19 protein-coding genes are annotated in these 16592 nt (G+C 51.4%); 14 read left to right on the top strand and 5 right to left on the bottom strand.

Features of this window, described 5'->3' with window-relative positions; all coding sequences use genetic code 11:
* Positions 1-179: 179 nt before the first annotated feature.
* From K7R23_RS11985 to K7R23_RS11975, 3 genes are all read left to right on the top strand, one after another.
* Positions 180-1409, top strand: a complete 1230-nt coding sequence (locus K7R23_RS11985; RefSeq protein ID WP_012907040.1) for an amino acid permease — start codon at positions 180-182, stop codon at positions 1407-1409.
* Positions 1410-2055: 646 nt separating this feature from the next.
* The gene (locus tag K7R23_RS11980) at positions 2056-2757 is read left to right on the top strand and encodes a helix-turn-helix transcriptional regulator (protein ID WP_012907041.1); all 702 of its coding nucleotides are present in this window, start codon (positions 2056-2058) and stop codon (positions 2755-2757) included.
* Positions 2758-2795: 38 nt separating this feature from the next.
* Entirely contained in the window at positions 2796-3077 is a 282-nt protein-coding gene (locus tag K7R23_RS11975; protein ID WP_024132831.1) for a hypothetical protein, read from the top strand.
* A gap of 27 nt (positions 3078-3104) precedes the next feature.
* On the opposite strand, the gene rcnR is transcribed toward K7R23_RS11975, so the two are convergent.
* A complete protein-coding gene (gene rcnR / locus K7R23_RS11970) occupies positions 3105-3377 on the bottom strand; it encodes a Ni(II)/Co(II)-binding transcriptional repressor RcnR (RefSeq protein ID WP_012907043.1) in 273 nt (90 codons plus the stop codon).
* A gap of 120 nt (positions 3378-3497) precedes the next feature.
* On the opposite strand from rcnR, the gene K7R23_RS11965 reads away from it, so the two are divergent.
* Positions 3498-4352: a nickel/cobalt efflux protein RcnA gene (locus K7R23_RS11965; RefSeq protein WP_012907044.1), complete on the top strand. Its 855-nt coding sequence runs from the start codon at positions 3498-3500 to the stop codon at positions 4350-4352.
* Between the two features lie 43 nt (positions 4353-4395).
* On the opposite strand, the gene K7R23_RS11960 is transcribed toward K7R23_RS11965, so the two are convergent.
* The gene (locus K7R23_RS11960; RefSeq protein ID WP_012907045.1) at positions 4396-4668 is read right to left on the bottom strand and encodes a GNAT family N-acetyltransferase; all 273 of its coding nucleotides are present in this window, start codon (positions 4666-4668) and stop codon (positions 4396-4398) included.
* Positions 4669-4679: 11 nt separating this feature from the next.
* On the bottom strand, positions 4680-4910 hold the full coding sequence (gene yjdI, locus K7R23_RS11955) for a 4Fe-4S mono-cluster protein YjdI (RefSeq protein ID WP_012907046.1): 231 nt from the start codon (positions 4908-4910) through the stop codon (positions 4680-4682).
* Between the two features lie 587 nt (positions 4911-5497).
* Here yjdI and K7R23_RS11950 point away from each other — a divergent pair.
* Both K7R23_RS11950 and K7R23_RS11945 read left to right on the top strand, forming a co-directional pair.
* Positions 5498-6340, top strand: a complete 843-nt coding sequence (locus K7R23_RS11950) for a winged helix-turn-helix domain-containing protein (protein ID WP_024132832.1) — start codon at positions 5498-5500, stop codon at positions 6338-6340.
* Complete coding sequence (locus tag K7R23_RS11945; protein ID WP_012907048.1) at positions 6333-6815, top strand: membrane protein; 483 nt, start codon at positions 6333-6335, stop codon at positions 6813-6815. Before K7R23_RS11950 ends, K7R23_RS11945 begins: the two co-directional genes overlap by 8 nt.
* 37 nt (positions 6816-6852) lie before the next feature.
* On the opposite strand, the gene K7R23_RS11940 is transcribed toward K7R23_RS11945, so the two are convergent.
* The gene (locus tag K7R23_RS11940) at positions 6853-7302 is read right to left on the bottom strand and encodes a hypothetical protein (protein WP_232796121.1); all 450 of its coding nucleotides are present in this window, start codon (positions 7300-7302) and stop codon (positions 6853-6855) included.
* A 384-nt stretch (positions 7303-7686) separates the two neighbouring features.
* Between K7R23_RS11940 and K7R23_RS11935 the strand changes: the two genes are divergently transcribed.
* Positions 7687-8310 (top strand): ECs1377 family protein, encoded by a 624-nt coding sequence (locus K7R23_RS11935; protein WP_012907050.1) that lies wholly within the window; start codon positions 7687-7689, stop codon positions 8308-8310.
* Between the two features lie 165 nt (positions 8311-8475).
* Here K7R23_RS11935 and K7R23_RS11930 read toward each other — a convergent pair whose 3' ends face one another.
* Complete coding sequence (locus K7R23_RS11930; protein WP_024132834.1) at positions 8476-8808, bottom strand: hypothetical protein; 333 nt, start codon at positions 8806-8808, stop codon at positions 8476-8478.
* A gap of 449 nt (positions 8809-9257) precedes the next feature.
* Between K7R23_RS11930 and K7R23_RS11925 the strand changes: the two genes are divergently transcribed.
* The 7 genes from K7R23_RS11925 to fimF all read left to right on the top strand — a co-directional run bounded on the left by K7R23_RS11925 (position 9258) and on the right by fimF (position 16586).
* Positions 9258-9863 (top strand): tyrosine-type DNA invertase, encoded by a 606-nt coding sequence (locus K7R23_RS11925; RefSeq protein WP_012907052.1) that lies wholly within the window; start codon positions 9258-9260, stop codon positions 9861-9863.
* A 466-nt stretch (positions 9864-10329) separates the two neighbouring features.
* Positions 10330-10926 (top strand): tyrosine-type DNA invertase, encoded by a 597-nt coding sequence (locus tag K7R23_RS11920; RefSeq protein ID WP_012907053.1) that lies wholly within the window; start codon positions 10330-10332, stop codon positions 10924-10926.
* Between the two features lie 494 nt (positions 10927-11420).
* On the top strand, positions 11421-11969 hold the full coding sequence (fimA, locus tag K7R23_RS11915) for a type 1 fimbrial major subunit FimA (protein WP_012907054.1): 549 nt from the start codon (positions 11421-11423) through the stop codon (positions 11967-11969).
* A 68-nt stretch (positions 11970-12037) separates the two neighbouring features.
* Positions 12038-12577 (top strand): type 1 fimbrial minor subunit FimI, encoded by a 540-nt coding sequence (gene fimI / locus K7R23_RS11910; protein WP_012907055.1) that lies wholly within the window; start codon positions 12038-12040, stop codon positions 12575-12577.
* A gap of 56 nt (positions 12578-12633) precedes the next feature.
* Positions 12634-13338 (top strand): fimbria/pilus periplasmic chaperone, encoded by a 705-nt coding sequence (locus K7R23_RS11905; protein WP_042622873.1) that lies wholly within the window; start codon positions 12634-12636, stop codon positions 13336-13338.
* 73 nt (positions 13339-13411) lie between these two features.
* Entirely contained in the window at positions 13412-16048 is a 2637-nt protein-coding gene (locus K7R23_RS11900; RefSeq protein WP_012907057.1) for a fimbrial biogenesis usher protein, read from the top strand.
* 10 nt (positions 16049-16058) lie between these two features.
* Positions 16059-16586, top strand: a complete 528-nt coding sequence (fimF, locus tag K7R23_RS11895) for a type 1 fimbrial adaptor subunit FimF (protein ID WP_012907058.1) — start codon at positions 16059-16061, stop codon at positions 16584-16586.
* Positions 16587-16592 lie beyond the last annotated feature (6 nt).

The following is a 16592-nucleotide window of genomic DNA, read 5'->3' as shown; positions in this document are numbered from 1 at the left end:
AAAATAGTTGTCTTGAATGTTTTAGAAAAGTGAGTTTTATCACAAAGGAAATTCCTCTGACTGCCCCCCTACGCTACAGCGTTGTTCAACCACTTCGCGGGTCTGGTTTCCCCCTCCCTTACGGATTTATGGTAAATTGCGCTTCTTTTTGTTTATTTTATAGTTGATACGTTCAAATAATGTCTAAAATCTGGTCAAAAGAAGAAACACTCTGGAGCTTTGCCTTATATGGTACTGCTGTAGGCGCAGGGACCCTGTTTCTGCCAATCCAGTTGGGTTCCGCCGGGGCGATTGTCCTGTTCATTACCGCGCTGGTCGCCTGGCCGTTGACCTACTGGCCGCACAGGGCCCTGTGCCAGTTTATCCTCTCGTCGAAAACCGCCGCCGGAGATGGCATTACCGCCGCCGTCACCCACTATTACGGAAAGAAGATCGGCAGCCTCATTACTATGCTGTACTTTATCGCCTTCTTTGTCGTTGTGCTGATCTACGCGGTCGCCATCACCAACTCGCTGACGGAACAGTTAGCCCGCGACAGGACTATCACCACCGGCATCCGTATGGCGGTCAGTTTCGGCGTGGTGTTAATCCTGAATCTCATTTTCCTGATGGGGCGTCATGCAACCATTCGGGTCATGGGGTTTCTGGTCTTCCCCCTTATCGCTTATTTCCTGTTTCTTTCGCTGTATCTGACCGGCAGCTGGCAGCCCTCGCTGCTCACCGGGCAGATGGAACTCAATGAGCGCACGCTGCATCAGATATGGATATCAATTCCGGTGATGGTTTTCGCTTTTAGCCATACGCCAATCATCTCCACCTTTGCCATCGACAGGCGTGAGAGATACGGCGAGCAGGCGATGGGTAAATGCAAAAAAATCATGAAGGTCGCCTATCTGATCATCAGCTTAAGCGTACTATTTTTTGTTTTTAGCTGTCTGCTGTCGATACCGCCTTCCCGGATTGAAGCGGCTAAAAATGAAGGCGTGACGATACTCTCCGCGCTCGCCATGATGCCTGGCGCCCCGGCGTGGCTCTCTGTTTCCGGCATCGTCGTCGCGGTGGTGGCAATGTCAAAATCGTTTCTCGGCACCTATTTCGGCGTAATTGAAGGGGCGAGTGAAGTCGTCAGGAGCACATTATTCCAGGTCGGGGTAACGAAAAGCCGCGCCTTTAACCGCGCGCTGTCGGTTATACTGGTTTCCGTCATTACCTTCATCGTTTGCTGTATTAACCCAAATGCCATTTCCATGATTTACGCCATTAGCGGGCCGCTTATCGCCATGATTCTGTTTATTATGCCGACCCTGTCTATGTGGCTTATTCCGGCATTAAAACCGTATCGTTCGCCGGGCAATCTGATTACTCTGCTTGTCGGCCTGCTCTGCGTTTCCGTTATGTTTTTTAGTTGACGCCGTACGACGGCCCGGACGGGCCGTCTGTTTTATTACCTAATCGCGACGGCGCGCCGCTTATATCCACACTCTACCCGACAGAAAAAATCTTAAAAGGGGCTAATTTTATCTGACGTTGAGTAAATAAAAAACATGCTTCCTGAATAAATAATCATATAAATCAATGGGATTAAAGCCAATCCGGATCATAATTTCTTAATTAAGAGTATTTTAGATGCCTGTTCTCTCCTGAGCGCGTAACATTGACTCGTCTCTGGAAAGCAGACAAAAAAACAATCATGGCGTTTTAATTCAAAGCCTGACCAGCGTTACAAAAACCTTATAATTTGTAACAGTTTGCCAACTTTTAACCATAAATGCTATATGCGAACATAACTTAAACAATTTTATACTATAACAATTCCTGGCTACTGTTATAAAAATCCTGGAGGCTGTTTTTTTACTCTTCAGCCTCCGCGGAAAAATACGCTTAGTATTTGCCTTATGGCATGCTTCATTTTAAACGTAAAAAACAGACTTTTAGGAATAATAACAATCGCCTGATTTCAGGGCTTCCGCTCTGTTTTTTTTTACAATTTTCAGAGTATTGACACACTTTAAAACGGATGAAATTATCCAATTATCACGAACCGGGGGGCTCAATATGGGGCTGGATGAGAAAATAAAAAAACTGTCATGTAGTAGTTGTAGTTTACATTGCAAAATAATGCCAGAAAAATCGCCACGCTTACAATATTGTGCCAACGCCTGTTTTTGCATGTGGCCGGAAGAAAGCGTTTATTTTAATAAAGGGATCATTGAAGGTATTTTAGCGAATAACCATAACGCCAGGCTTAGCGGTTATATTTTCGTGGATTTTTCCATCAGTTTCCTGCGCCTGTTTCTGGATAAAGAGTGGCTCGAGTACCTCACCAGCACGCGCATGGGGATCATTCTGGTTAGCGACCGGAATATGCAGTCGCTGGCTAACTACTGGCGCAAGAACTATCCCGCCGTGTCGGCCATCATTTATCATGATGACGGGCTGGCGGTGGCCAATGAGAAAATTCGCCAGGTTTTTATTGGACGGCATTTGTCGTTCACCAAAGGCAATACCTTAACGCAGATGGAATTTATCATTCTCGGCCAGATGGTTGCCGGCGCCACGCCGCATCAGATTGCGCAAAGGCGGGATATGGATATCCGCAGCGTGTATGCCTACAAACAGCGTATTGAAAAACGCATGGGGGGACGGATTAATACGCTTTTTATCCATTCCCATTCGGTAACCGAGGGGCAAAACGTCCACCCGCTGCTAAGGAAAGATGCAGAGTGTATGACGATCCCCCTGCAAAGAAGTAATTGAGTCCAGCCTCAGGGATTGAACAGGACAGGAGTTTGAAGATGGGTTATTACGAAGAAGAGACGCGCGCGCTGAGCGCAGTGCTGCTATCACTGTACAGCCAGCAGGGAGAGCGGGCTTACCATAAACTGGAAACGGCGTTACGGCAGCTGACGTTTCCGCCTTCGGTTCGACGGCTGTGTGAAGAAGCGCTGCAAGCGCCTGGCGACTGCCGCGATACCAAAAGCGTGCGCTGTTTATTACAGGCGCTGGAAGATATCAGCGGCTATAAGCACGTCGAACGTTATATTGTGCAACGCAATCAGAACATGCTTTTCAGCTGACCACATCCGCCGGGACGCAGTGCCCGGCTATTTGATATAGGAGTCCAGCACCTTCAGGATAACGTCCAGATCGTCCTCACGCTTCACCTCATCGCTCTGATGGACAATATGCTCAGTCAGATGCCCTTTGATCACTTCCCGCATCAAGCCGTTCACCGCGCCGCGAATCGCCGCGATCTGCTGTAAAACCGCTGCGCATTCATGCGGCTCATCAAGCATTTTTTTCAGCGCCACGACCTGTCCCTGAATCTTACTGGTGCGGGCTTTGAGCTTTTGTTTATCGCGGATTGTGTGCGACATGACAACACCTCTTTAACGTAAATCTTTAGGGATTATAGCATTACCACTCTACTGGGGGGTAGTATTCGGTACTGGGGGGGAGTAGAATCGGCGCCAGGTAAACCACTAAGAATGATTATCATGAATGAGTTCTCAACGCTTCTTCAGCAAGGCAATGCATGGTTTTTTATTCCCAGCGCCATACTGCTCGGCATTCTGCACGGGCTGGAACCGGGGCACTCCAAGACAATGATGGCGGCATTTATCATCGCCATTAAGGGGACGGTAAAACAGGCCGTCATGCTGGGTCTGGCGGCCACCCTTTCTCATACAGCCGTCGTCTGGCTGATCGCTCTGGGCGGGATGTACCTCAGCCGCGCTTTTACGGCGCAGTCGGTTGAACCCTGGCTACAGCTTATTTCCGCCGTCATTATTCTGGCGACGGCGGGCTGGATGTTCTGGCGGACATGGTCGGGAGAGCGCGGCTGGCTGGCGGAGATGCAGCATGGCGAAGACGAACATCACCACCACGATCATGATCATGAGCACCACCATCACGACCATCACCACGAACACTCTCTGCACGGACTCACAGAGGGCTCGCAGGAGTATCAGGACGCGCATCAGCGCGCGCATGCCAGCGACATTCAGCGCCGGTTTCAGGGCAGGGCGGTGACCAACGGGCAAATCGTACTCTTTGGCCTGAGCGGTGGATTAATTCCGTGCCCGGCGGCAATTACGGTGCTGCTGATTTGTATTCAGCTTAAAGCCTTGACCCTCGGCGCGACGCTGGTGCTCAGCTTCAGTCTCGGTCTGGCCTTAACGCTGGTAACGGTAGGCGTGGGGGCGGCAATTAGCGTCCAGCAGGTTGCCAGACGCTGGAGCGGATTTTCAACGCTGGCAGGCAAAGCGCCTTATTTGTCCAGCGCGCTGATCGCGCTGGTGGGTCTGTATATGGGGATCCACGGCTATCTTGGCATCGTTCAAGCCGCCTGAAGCCGCTTAGTACGCCGCCGGACGCGCGCGCCCGGCGGCGCCATCAGGCGCGGATATCATCATATTCGCGCGTTTTATCAAATTCGTGCTTTGCAAACGGGCAGAGCGGAATAATTTTACGCTTCTCGCCGCGCATCTTCTCCACCACTTTTGCGACCAGCAGCCTGCCGACGCCCTGCCCCTTCAGGCTGGCATCCACGTCGGTATGCTCAATAATGCTTAAATGTTCCCCGGTGGGCACAAAGACAATTTCGGCAACCTGATTACCCTGCGCATCATTCACATAAAATTTATTCTGACCTTCAAGGATTTCCACTTTAGCCTCGCTTATTTATGACGGTATTGCAGCGCGCCGCTCGGACAGCTGTCGATAACCTTTACCACCGTGGCAACCTCCACTTCATCCGGCATAATCCACGGCTTACGCTGCAGATTAAACAGCTGCGCGCTGCCACGCACACAATTACCGGAGTGCTGGCAGATAGCGGTATTAAAATAGACGTCGATATTATCGCCGGTATAGACGCGGTAGCCGGCTTGCTCAAGTTGCTTATCCATCACTCTGCCTCATCATGTATCGCCTGGCTAAGCATAGCGCTGAAGCAGGATTATTCGCCATTGCAACACAATTTTAATGCGTAAGTCCTCACGGCAAAAAGAATGTCAGCAGAAAAATCTAAATATAAGAGTCTTTAAGATGTTTTATTGGATAGTTAATGGCAAATAAGAAATTTTGCCCTGGCGCGATAAATGACGGCGCTCATTATGCCGGGATCGTTCAAAAAACTGGAGTCTGTGGATAAAGTTCAGTCAAAATAATTCACTAAAAAACGCCAGATTACGCCAGGCGATGACTGTCGGCTTTTAACTTATCTTAAATCGAGCGTCTGAAACAGAATTGCAATTTCACCAGTAAAACGCTGTTGATAATCTGTCAGGCAAAAGACGATCTATAAGTGAACGGATGCTGTCATTGTTAATAAAATGCTTTATTTAATAGAAACATATGTAAAACCGTGGGCGAAAACATTAGTTTCATAAATGATGTAGCCTACTGTATTCGCATATTTTATATGTAATACTATGTTCAGACTTATCTACACTTAAGTATCAATCGTTATAACCTTCCCTCACCGTGAACATATATGTACTGGATAATCAACGATAATATTGAATTCAGACCAGACAGTAAAAAGTTAATTTCAGTGACTAACCCTGAACTTAACGTGGTTTTGACAACCCCAGCCAGTCGTTGTCTGCTCCTGCTGCTTGAGGCTTCCCCGGACGTGGTAACTCAGCAGGAGTTCTTCAAAAAAGTGTGGGAAGATGAAGGAATGCTGGTACCGGCGAATACCCTGTACCAGAACATTTCTATTGTTCGTCGTGGCTTGCGCGCGGTTGGCGAAACGGATCGCATTCTGGTGGCGACGGTGCCGCGCAAAGGCTTCCAGATCGATAAAAGCGTCAAAATTACCCGCATCGCGGCAAATCAGATCCCGGAAACGGCGCCGGAAACGCTGGCTGGCGAAGATGAACTGGACGTTGAATATAAAGCGGATGCCAGCCCGGAATTTGCTCCGGCTTCCGAGCCCGATCCCGCGCTGAAAACGCCACAGGCCGCGAAACTTCCGCGTATGACGAGCATACTGATCATGGCGGCGGCTTTTCTTATTGGCGCAATGGCCGTCCATTTTTTCTGGCATCTTACCGATACAAAACCGTTTTTCAGGGACTATGACTTTGTAGAACAGGATCAGGGCTGCCGTTTTTATACCAAAGACGACAGTCATGACAACAACAGCAACTTTACGCGCTTTAAGACGCTGATCCTCAATTCAGGCCTCGACTGTAAAAAGTTTCCCTGGGTTTACTTTCCGGTGTCCAGGACCTCTCCCGGCCTGTCGGTTTTTGTCTGCCGTAAGGACTACGTCAAAAACCCGGTTGCGGGTTGTATCACCCTCTCTTTCAGAGGAGTAGAAAGTGAATAAAAAAACAATAATAACGATGAGCGCGGTATTTTTAGCTGCCGGAGCGCTTATTGGCGCTTTATATAACGTGTTTATGTACAAATACCACGATAAGCAGGAGTGTACCTCTTCATTTGTGGTATTTTATAAAAATGCCCGCGCCAATATCACCCTGAACTTTATGTACTCGCTGAGCAACAAAAATGGCATCGTGGCCGTGAGCGGGACTTACCTGGAAGATAACAAGCTCAAAGGCCGGATCCGCCGGGACGTGGCTTACGACTGGAACGAAAACCAGGATTCGTATCACCTGCATTCCACCAGAATCAACAAGATTGAAATTATCGAAACCCTGCCGGACGAACTGCTGGCCAATATTCTTCCGGATTTTTATGTCTATCCTGATGAAAACATAAGCTATTCGATTCTCAATCAGGGCGTGCATGGCTTCTTATTTACTATTGGTCAACGCCCGTTATTTTATTGCGCGCGCTAAAGCACACAGACTCAGCCCTGATCAACAGGGCTGTCTGTCAGGATAATGCATTCTCTTCAAATATATTCTCTTTGATTAATAACAGATCGTGAATTTTATTACCGCCCAGCTTTTTACAGGCGATATTACGATAGGTATAGACCCTTTTCGGCGGCAGCGATAATGATTTGGCGATCAGGTTAATATCTTTACCTTCCAGTGACTCACGGATAATGATCTTCTCAACCCGGTTAAGCAAATGATTTTTAACCGCTTTATTCTTCTTCATCTTTACCAGGCTGGTAATCGCCTGGATCACCGCCGATAGCGGTTCACGGGCATTGATGATCAGATCCGCATCACAAATTAAGGCGCTTTTCTGCGCGTTCTGGATGATCAGCAGCTTGCACTTCTTGTTAAGCCGTGGGATATCCCTGGCGCAGCACTTATTATTCAGATGGAGATGTAAAATAACCGTATCGTCAAACGTTAATTTTTCAATTGGCAAATGATGTATGGTCTCTATTATGATTTCCATGCCAGCATCTTTTGCTAATAAGACGATCCCTTCCTGCAAATAATTATCGTTGCTTATGATATATATAGCCATATTTTTATTGCCGTAGTAATAATTAGATTTCAAATACTATTTGCCTTGTTAAAATCACCTTTAGCGAGACACAGGGAAATTGTATGCGGCGGCTAATGAATGGCGTAATTAAATAGTCTTAACTGGCATGATATAACTAAGCAACTGAAAAACCACAACTTAATTAATAACCTTTAAGCTTTTTAAGCAAATTATCAGGCCCTTGCCTCTGTTTACTCATTCTTTTTCTGTGCTATGTTGTGCAGCGAGTGGACATGCGCAGCGGAAGGAAAGGAACGAGAGATGGCCTGGCGTATCGATTACCTGATTGAGAAATATCACTTCACCGAAATCAATGAGTCGCCACGCATCGCCAGCCAATGGAAGGATGTTCTGAACGAATGCCACCAGGAACGGGCGGGCGTTGAGGAGCGACTGCGTATTGCGCTACTCAATGTTGATTACGTCACCAGTTTTGAGCTGCCTTTTCGTTTACTTCTCACCCGCGCCCCGCAGCTTATCGATAAGCTGCGCAAAGAGTTTTCCCTCACCCAGAAAAATGTCGTCATCAATGAAAAGCGTCGCGGCCAGGTGTACAGCATTAGCGCCGATCTCAGTCATGTACCGGACGCTTTTCGCTATCGCTTATCTTCGCGCGTTCGCCGGATGGACGATCACACCCTCACCACCGCCCCGTATCAGCAGGTCGCCAGCCAGACAAAACTGCCCGAGGAGCGTCTGCGCCTGGCGCTGGAGAGTGGGTTAGCAGTGAATGCTCTCGACGGGCTTTTCTGGTTAGGGATCCAGCGCATCGCCGCCGATATTCAGCGACTGCGTGCCGGCGGCATGGCAATTCAGACTGCAGATGTTGAAGTGTTTGATACCCTGACGGGAACGCTGAGAACCATAACCGCCTATTATCTGTAGCCGCGCCGTTTACCCTGTTTTAAGGATGAATATCGCCGCTTAACATCACCGACTAACGCCGGTAGTTTCCCCTGTTATTATTAACACTCTCTCCGTTTAATTTGTTGCAAAACATTTCGAAGCCTCAGCAATCTAATTTCAGGTTCAAACGTCTTGGGTAAAAAATTATTCCCTCTTTACCTTCCCCGCCTGCCTTAAAGCACATTGATGAATCTTCTCTTGTTTCGTGCAATTTTTTGAACAAACCTTGCCTGGTACCGACATATGGCTTAGAAATCGCTTCCAAAGCAGCATCTCCCTTCCCTCACTGATGATGAAATATATCCTTATCGAAGCGATTTTTACCAGTGAAACGAGAATCTTCTTATGCGTCGCAAAATAGGTTTTTCGTCTGCATATACTGCCGACATACTTATTATCACTATTCTCCGTAAGCTTTTTGCAGTATGGTTTACTCATTGTTGCAGTTTTACCGGGAATGGCGGCCAGACCGTCCATATTGTTCCAGGCACCCGGCGAATATCTCCTGAGCAATATTCGCCAGGCGTTCGGACTGTTCATCCACATTCATTGCGCAACATACCGTTACCGATAATGGATTCGCACCCCAGCACCCTATCGGTTTGTTTATATCGCCCCAGGCGTTTTTGGTTCATCATCCGGAGGAGTACGAATGAGCAGGACATGGAAACCACCAGAAAAAATACATTATTTCAAAGACATACATGAATTGACTACCAGACTCGCCGCCAGCTACGGCCATACGTCATGATGCAAATAACGACTACCGTTTTTACTATCCGGTTCAGCCATGCAGGGGGAAACAGACCTTGCCTGCGTTAAACGCCCCTGTCGCGCTGATGATAAATAACCTATACAAACCGGATAAGCCATTGGATTGATGGTGAGCAGCAGAACACCTGCATGCCTGCAAAAAAGGGAACCTGATGAAAAACAGCGCCGATAACAAAAAAAGGAACTTCCTGACTCAAAATGAGATAGAGTCACTTCTTAAAGCCGCAAATACAGGACCACATGCCGCACGGAATTATTGTCTGACATTATTGTGTTTCATCCACGGATTTCGCGCCAGCGAAATTTGTCGTCTGCAAATTTCCGATATCGATCTCAAAGCAAAATGTATTTATATTCGTCGGCTGAAAAAAGGGTTTTCAACCACGCATCCTTTATTAGGTGAAGAAATTAAGACGCTACGAAACTGGCTGAATATTCGCATCAGCTGGCCCTGTTCCGACAGCGAATGGTTATTTTTATCGCGTAAAGGTAATCCTCTTTCACGCCAACAGTTTTATCAAATCATTTCTGCTGCCGGCGATCAGGCCGGGCTACCGCTGGAGATTCACCCACACATGCTGCGTCATTCATGTGGTTTCGCTTTGGCAAACAGGGGAGTCGATACCCGTCTGATTCAGGACTATCTCGGACACCGCAACATCCGTCACACCGTCTGGTATACCGCCAGCAATGCCGGGCGCTTTTACGGCATCTGGGATGACGTGAAGCGCAGACAGCCCGGCGCGGCTTCGCTGTAACATACGCAACGCCACGGATGGTGTTAAAAATAACGTTCCGCTTACGAAGCATTCATCAAAATTAACCTTGCGTTAATTAAGATTATTGTTCAGATATGCTCTTAAGAGTAAATAATTGCTTCCTCTAATTATATCCTTGTCGCCACTCTGGCTAACAGATTGTTATTTATCAAGCGGCTAAACCATTCAGCATGGCTGCCTCCGACATCCGCCTTCTGCCCGCATTTTCTTTTTACTTTCTTTATTTACTTAGCCGATATGCGCTATTGTGACAACCGGTAAAATCACCAAAAATAAGATTTATCATGTGGTAATTATTTAGCCATGTGTAAAAATAATGTAATCACAAACAGGTGATAAATCCCCGACTATTTTTGTGCCTTTCCTCCCTGCGGTTTATTCTTTAATCGCCACGCGGTTTATTGACGGCGCGGGAAGGTAAAACCTTATTTCAGGAGTAAGTATTGTGAATCGACGTCGTTATCTTACCGGTAAAGAAGTACAGGCTATGATGCTGGCCGCCCGGCATGGCCCCACCGGCGAGCGGGATTATTGTCTTATTCTGCTGGCCTTCCGTCACGGCATGCGCATCAGCGAGCTTCTCGATCTGCATTACCGGGATCTGGATCTTAACGAAGGACGGATCAATATCCGCCGCCTGAAAAATGGCTTTTCAACCATTCATCCGCTGCGCTTTGATGAGCGGGAAGCGGTTGAACGCTGGAGCCGCGAACGCGCAGCCTGGCGGGGCGCAAATCGTACCGATGCGGTATTTATTTCCCGTCGCGGCACGCCGCTTTCCCGTCAACAGGCTTACCGCATCATCCGCGCCGCCGGAATCGATGCCGGAACCGTCACCCATACGCACCCGCATATGCTACGCCACGCCTGCGGTTATGAGCTGGCGGAAAGAGGAACGGACACGCGGCTTATCCAGGATTATCTCGGCCACCGTAATATTCGTCACACCGTGCGCTACACCGCCAGCAACGCCGCCCGCTTTGCCGGATTATGGGAAAAAAACAGTCTGCTGGATGAGATTTTTCAGGAAAAGAAAAAATAGATTAATCTATTGATAATAAAGAGGAAATATAAATCTGAACAAGTCAATTGGGGCCAAACTGTTTATATCATAAAAAAATTTAGTAAAGCATTGCAACTAACAAGTTAAGATTTATCCACAAATACTCCCTATCTCATTGATTCATAGCTATTACTTCTCCACCTTTTTTCGCTTTCCAGCCTCAGTCCGCGCCAGTGCATCCCATTTGCTTTTGCCATTAAACGCAGCATCTGCCCCCTTGTCCAAAGAAAAATAATAGTTTTTTATTTTTCGATACAAGAAACAAAAAAGATAAAAACCCAAAACGGAAATAAAAACCCCTCACAGGAAGCCATTTATCCCAATGAGACAAAATGGCCCCAATTGTCTCATTAATTGGCTAAAAACTGCGCATAAACCGGCAGTCGCCCCAACAGTCGCAACGGGAAACACCCGCAAGGCGTCATGACTGCCATCTTCAGTTTGTGAATTGAATGTGTTTAAAGGAAAACAATATGAAAATTAAGGCGTTGGCAATTGTTGCTATGTCTGCCCTGTCCCTGACCTCCGCGGCGGCGTTCGCCGATACCACTACGGTAAACGGCGGCACAGTGCATTTTAAAGGGGAAGTTGTTAACGCAGCCTGCGCAGTCGATGCGGATTCAGCCGATCAAACCGTTCGTCTCGGCCAGGTTCGGGCGGCAAAACTGGCGACCGCGGGCAGCACCAGCTCCGCAGTCGGCTTCAATATTCAGCTGAATGATTGCGATACCAGCGTCTCTACAAAAGCCTCCGTCGCCTTCTCCGGCGCGGCGGTGGACGCCGACAACAGCACCGTTCTGGCGCTGCAGAGTTCTGCCGCAGGCGGCGCGACCAACGTTGGCGTACAGATCCTTGACCGTACCGGTACACCGCTGGCGCTGGATGGCGCAACGTTTAGCGCGGCAACCACCCTGAACGACGGCACTAGTTTCATTCCGCTCCAGGCGCGCTACTACGCCACCGGCGCGGCGACGGCCGGTATCGCCAACGCTGACGCCACCTTCAAAGTGCAATACCAGTAATTCATCAGACAGGGAGTGACTCAGGGCCAGGATAGCCCGTTATCCATAATGGGACTGAGGTGATAACGATGCAAAGGATGAAAGCATGTCTGCTGTTACTGCTGTCACCGGCCTGTGCGCTGGCCGGAAACAAATGGAACGTCACGCTGCCCGGAGGAAACATGCGTTTTCAGGGCGTTATTATTGCTGAATCCTGCCGCATCGAAGCGGGCGATCGCCAGATGACGGTACAGATGGGGCAAATCAGCAGTCAGCGATTTCATGCGCCGGGGGAAGACGCCAGCCCTGTTCCTTTCGATATCCATCTTCAGGAGTGCAGCACCGCGGTGAGTCAGCGCGTCGGAATCGCCTTTCACGGCGTGGCCGACGGGAAGAATCCCGACGTTCTCTCAGTGGGGGAAGGTCCGGGGATCGCCACAGGCGTTGGCATCGCGCTGTTTGATAAAGATGGCGATCTGCTGCCGCTGAATCATCCGCCGGTCAGCTGGACGCGGCTTTACGCCGGGCCGACCACGCTGCATTTCGTCGCCAAATACCGCGCTACCGGGCATCAGGTCACCGGCGGGCTGGCTAACGCCCAGGCCTGGTTCTCTTTGACCTATCAGTAACTAACCAGCAGAGATAGCGAATACAGGAAATGACGGTGAAAACATCAGGGGTAATCATGAAAAAAACACGGGCAATCACCAGCTGCCTGCTGACAGGCGTGCTGATGCTGGCCGCCAGCGGACTGATCTCGCAGGCAAAAGCGGGCGTGGCGCTGGGCGCAACCCGGGTGATTTACCCGGCTGGACAAAAACAGGTGCAACTGGCGGTGACAAATAATGATGACAACAGCACTTACCTGATCCAGTCATGGGTGGAAAACGCCGACGGCGTGAAAGATAACCGCTTTGTGGTGACCCCGCCGCTGTTCGCCATGCAGGGGAAAAAAGAGAACACCTTACGTATTCTCGACGCCACCAATAACCAGCTGCCGCAGGACCGGGAAAGCCTGTTCTGGATGAACGTCAAAGCGATCCCGTCGATGGATAAATCAAAGCTCAGCGAAAATACCCTGCAGCTGGCCATCATCAGCCGCATCAAGCTCTATTACCGTCCGGCCGGGCTGCCAATACCGCCAGATAGTGCGGCAGAAAAGCTTAAATTCCGCCGCAGCACGGACGCGCTGACGCTAATTAACCCCACGCCGTACTACCTGACGGTCACCGAACTCACCGCGGGCAACCGCTCTCTGGAAAATGCGCTGGTCCCTCCGCTGGGCGAAGCCCGGGTGAAATTACCGGCCGGCGCGAGCGGCGAGATTACCTATAAGACCATTAACGACTACGGCGCGCTGACTCCGCGTATGAAAGGCGCAATGGAATAACGAACGGGAAATACACGCTTTCCTGTAAATAAAAAAAGTACTGACAGCCGGGCGATTTCGAACCGGAGGGACTATGTCATATCTGAAATCAGGGCTCGACCGTTTGGGATCCCGGCGTATGCGGCACAACGCGCCATGTCCGGCTGGCGTACTTACGCAGCTCCCCTTTGCCCTTTTGCTTGCCGTACAGGCTTTTTCCACGCAGGCGGAACTCTACTTTAACCCGCGCTTTCTGGCGGACGATCCGGCCGCCGTTGCCGACCTTTCCGGTTTCGAAAAGGGACTGGAGTTGCCGCCGGGAACCTATCGCGTGGATATCTACCTCAATGACGGGTATATGACCACCCGCGATGTCACTTTTAGCGCCGGAGAAAATCACCACGGGCTGACGCCGTGCCTGACGCGCGGCGATCTCGCCGGTATGGGCGTGGATATTGCCGCCGTCAGCGGGATGAACGCCCTGGCGACTGACGCCTGCGTGCCGTTAACGCAGATGATCAAAGAGGCCACCCTCCGTTTAGACGTCAGCCAGCAGCGGCTGTATCTGACTATCCCCCAGGCGTTTATGGGGAATCAGGCGCGCGGCTATATTCCGCCTGAACTGTGGGATGACGGCATTAACGCCGGGCTGCTGAACTACAACTTCACCGGCAACAGCGCGCGCAACGATACCAGCGGCAACAGTCATTACGCCTATCTGAATCTGCAAAGCGGGCTGAATCTGGGCGCCTGGCGTCTGCGTGATAACACCACCTGGAGCTACAGCAGCAGTAGCGGCTCCTCGGGCAATGAAAATAAATGGCAACACGTTAACACCTGGCTGGAGCGGGATATTAAACCCTTACGCTCGCGGCTGACGCTCGGCGACAGCTACACCAACGGCGATATCTTCGATGGGATTAACTTCCGCGGCGCTCAGCTGGCCACGGACGATAATATGCTGCCGGACAGTCAGAAAGGCTTTGCGCCGGTTATTCACGGCATCGCCCGCGGCACGGCGCAGGTTTCCATCAAACAAAACGGCTATGAGATCTACCACAGCACGGTGCCGCCCGGCCCTTTCGCCATTAACGATCTCTACGCCGCCGGCAACGGCGGCGATCTGCAGGTGACCATTAAGGAGGCCGACGGCAGCAGCCAGAACTTTAGCGTCCCGTACGCCTCGGTGCCGGTACTGCAACGCGAAGGCCACACCCGCTATGCGCTTACCGCTGGCGAATACCGCAGCGGCAATGACCGGCAGGAGGAACCCGGCTTCTTCCAGAGCACGTTACTGCACGGGCTACCGGCTGGCTGGACGCTGTACGGCGGCGCGCAGCTGGCGGATCGCTATCGCGCCTTTAACCTGGGGATGGGGAAGAACATGGGCGAGTTCGGCGCCCTGTCGCTGGACGTGACGCAGGCCGATGCCACCCTGCCCGATGGCAGCAGCCATCAGGGTCAGTCGATACGTTTTCTCTATAACAAATCGCTTAACGAACTGGGCACCAACGTGCAGTTGGTCGGCTACCGCTACTCCACGCGCGGTTATTTCAGCTTTTCCGACACCACTTACAAACGCATGAGCGGCTACGACGTGGTCACCCAGGACGGAGTGATTCAGGTGAAGCCGAAATTCACCGACTATTACAACCTCGCCTACAGCAAACGCGGCAAGGTGCAGCTCAGCGTCACCCAGCAGGTCGGCCGCACCGCCACGCTCTATCTGAGCGGCAGCCATCAGACCTACTGGGGCGCCGACGGCGCTGACGAACAGCTACAGGCCGGACTGAATACCACCGTCAACGACATTAACTGGACGCTAAGCTACAGCCTGACCAAAAACGCCTGGCAGGGCTCACGCGATCGGATGCTGGCCGTCAACGTCAACATCCCCTTCAGCCACTGGCTGCGCTCCGACACGCAATCCGTCTGGCGGCACGCCAGCGCCAGCTACAGCCTCTCTGACGACCTGAACGGTCGGATGAGCAACCTGGCGGGGCTGTACGGCACCCTGCTGGAAGACAACAACCTCAGCTACAGCATGCAGACCGGCTACGCGGGCGGCGGCGAAGGCAGCAGCGGCAGTACCGGCTATGCGACGCTGAACTACCGCGGCGGCTACGGCAACGCCAACGTCGGCTACAGCCGCAGCGACGGGATTAAGCAGCTCTATTACGGCATGAGCGGCGGCGTGCTGGCCCACGCCAACGGCGTCACGCTGAGCCAGCCGCTGAATGATACGGTCGTGCTGATCAAAGCGCCGGGGGCGGAAGGCGTAAAAGTAGAGAATCAGACCGGCGTGCGCACCGACTGGCGCGGTTATGCCGTGCTGCCTTACGCCACCGAATACCGGGAAAACCGCGTGGCGCTCGACACCAACTCCCTCGCGGACAATGTCGATCTGGATGATGCCGTCGCCTCCGTCGTCCCTACCCACGGGGCGATTGTCCGCGCAGAGTTTAAAGCCCGCGTCGGGATAAAACTGCTGATGACGCTGACCCATAACGGCAGGCCGGTGCCGTTCGGCGCGATGGTCACCAGCGACAGCAACCAGAACGGCAGCATCGTCGCCGATAACGGCCAGGTTTATCTGAGCGGTATGCCGCTGGCGGGAAAAGTGCGGGTGAAATGGGGCGATGGCGTCGGCGCCAGCTGCGTCGCCGAGTACCGCCTGCCCGCGCAGAGCCAGCAGCAGATGCTGAGCCAGCTAACGGCCGTGTGCCGCTAAGGAGATAACGATGAGTAAAACCCTTTTTCTGCTGGGCGCGCTCCTGCCGCTGATCGCTGCTGACGCGTTTGCCGCCGACAGCACCATTACCATCAGCGGCTACGTCAGGGATAACGCCTGCGCCGTGGCGGGAGAATCGAAAGATTTTTCCGTCGATCTGCTCAACAACGCCGCAAAGCAGTTCAGCACCGTCGGCGCGACCTCACCCACCGTGCCGTTCCGGATTGTGCTGTCACCCTGCGGTAGCGCGGTCACAGCGGTAAAGGTCAGCTTCGTCGGCACCGCCGACAACGACAACAGCCATTTATTAAAACTCGACGGCGGCGCGTTGGCCGCCTCAGGAATGGGAGTTCAGATCCTCAACGATCGGCAGACGGCGCTGCCGCTCAATGCCGCCGCGTCCACCCTCCCGTGGACCACGCTGACGCCCGGCAAGGGCAACACGCTGAACTTTTACGCCCGTCTGATGGCCACGCGGGTGCCGGTCACGCCGGGACACGTTAACGCAACGGCGACATTCACCCTTGAATTTCAGTAAGCGGAG

The organism is Citrobacter rodentium NBRC 105723 = DSM 16636, assembly GCF_021278985.1.
Lineage (GTDB): Bacteria > Pseudomonadota > Gammaproteobacteria > Enterobacterales > Enterobacteriaceae > Citrobacter_A > Citrobacter_A rodentium.
This window is presented reverse-complemented; position numbering and strand designations above follow the sequence as displayed.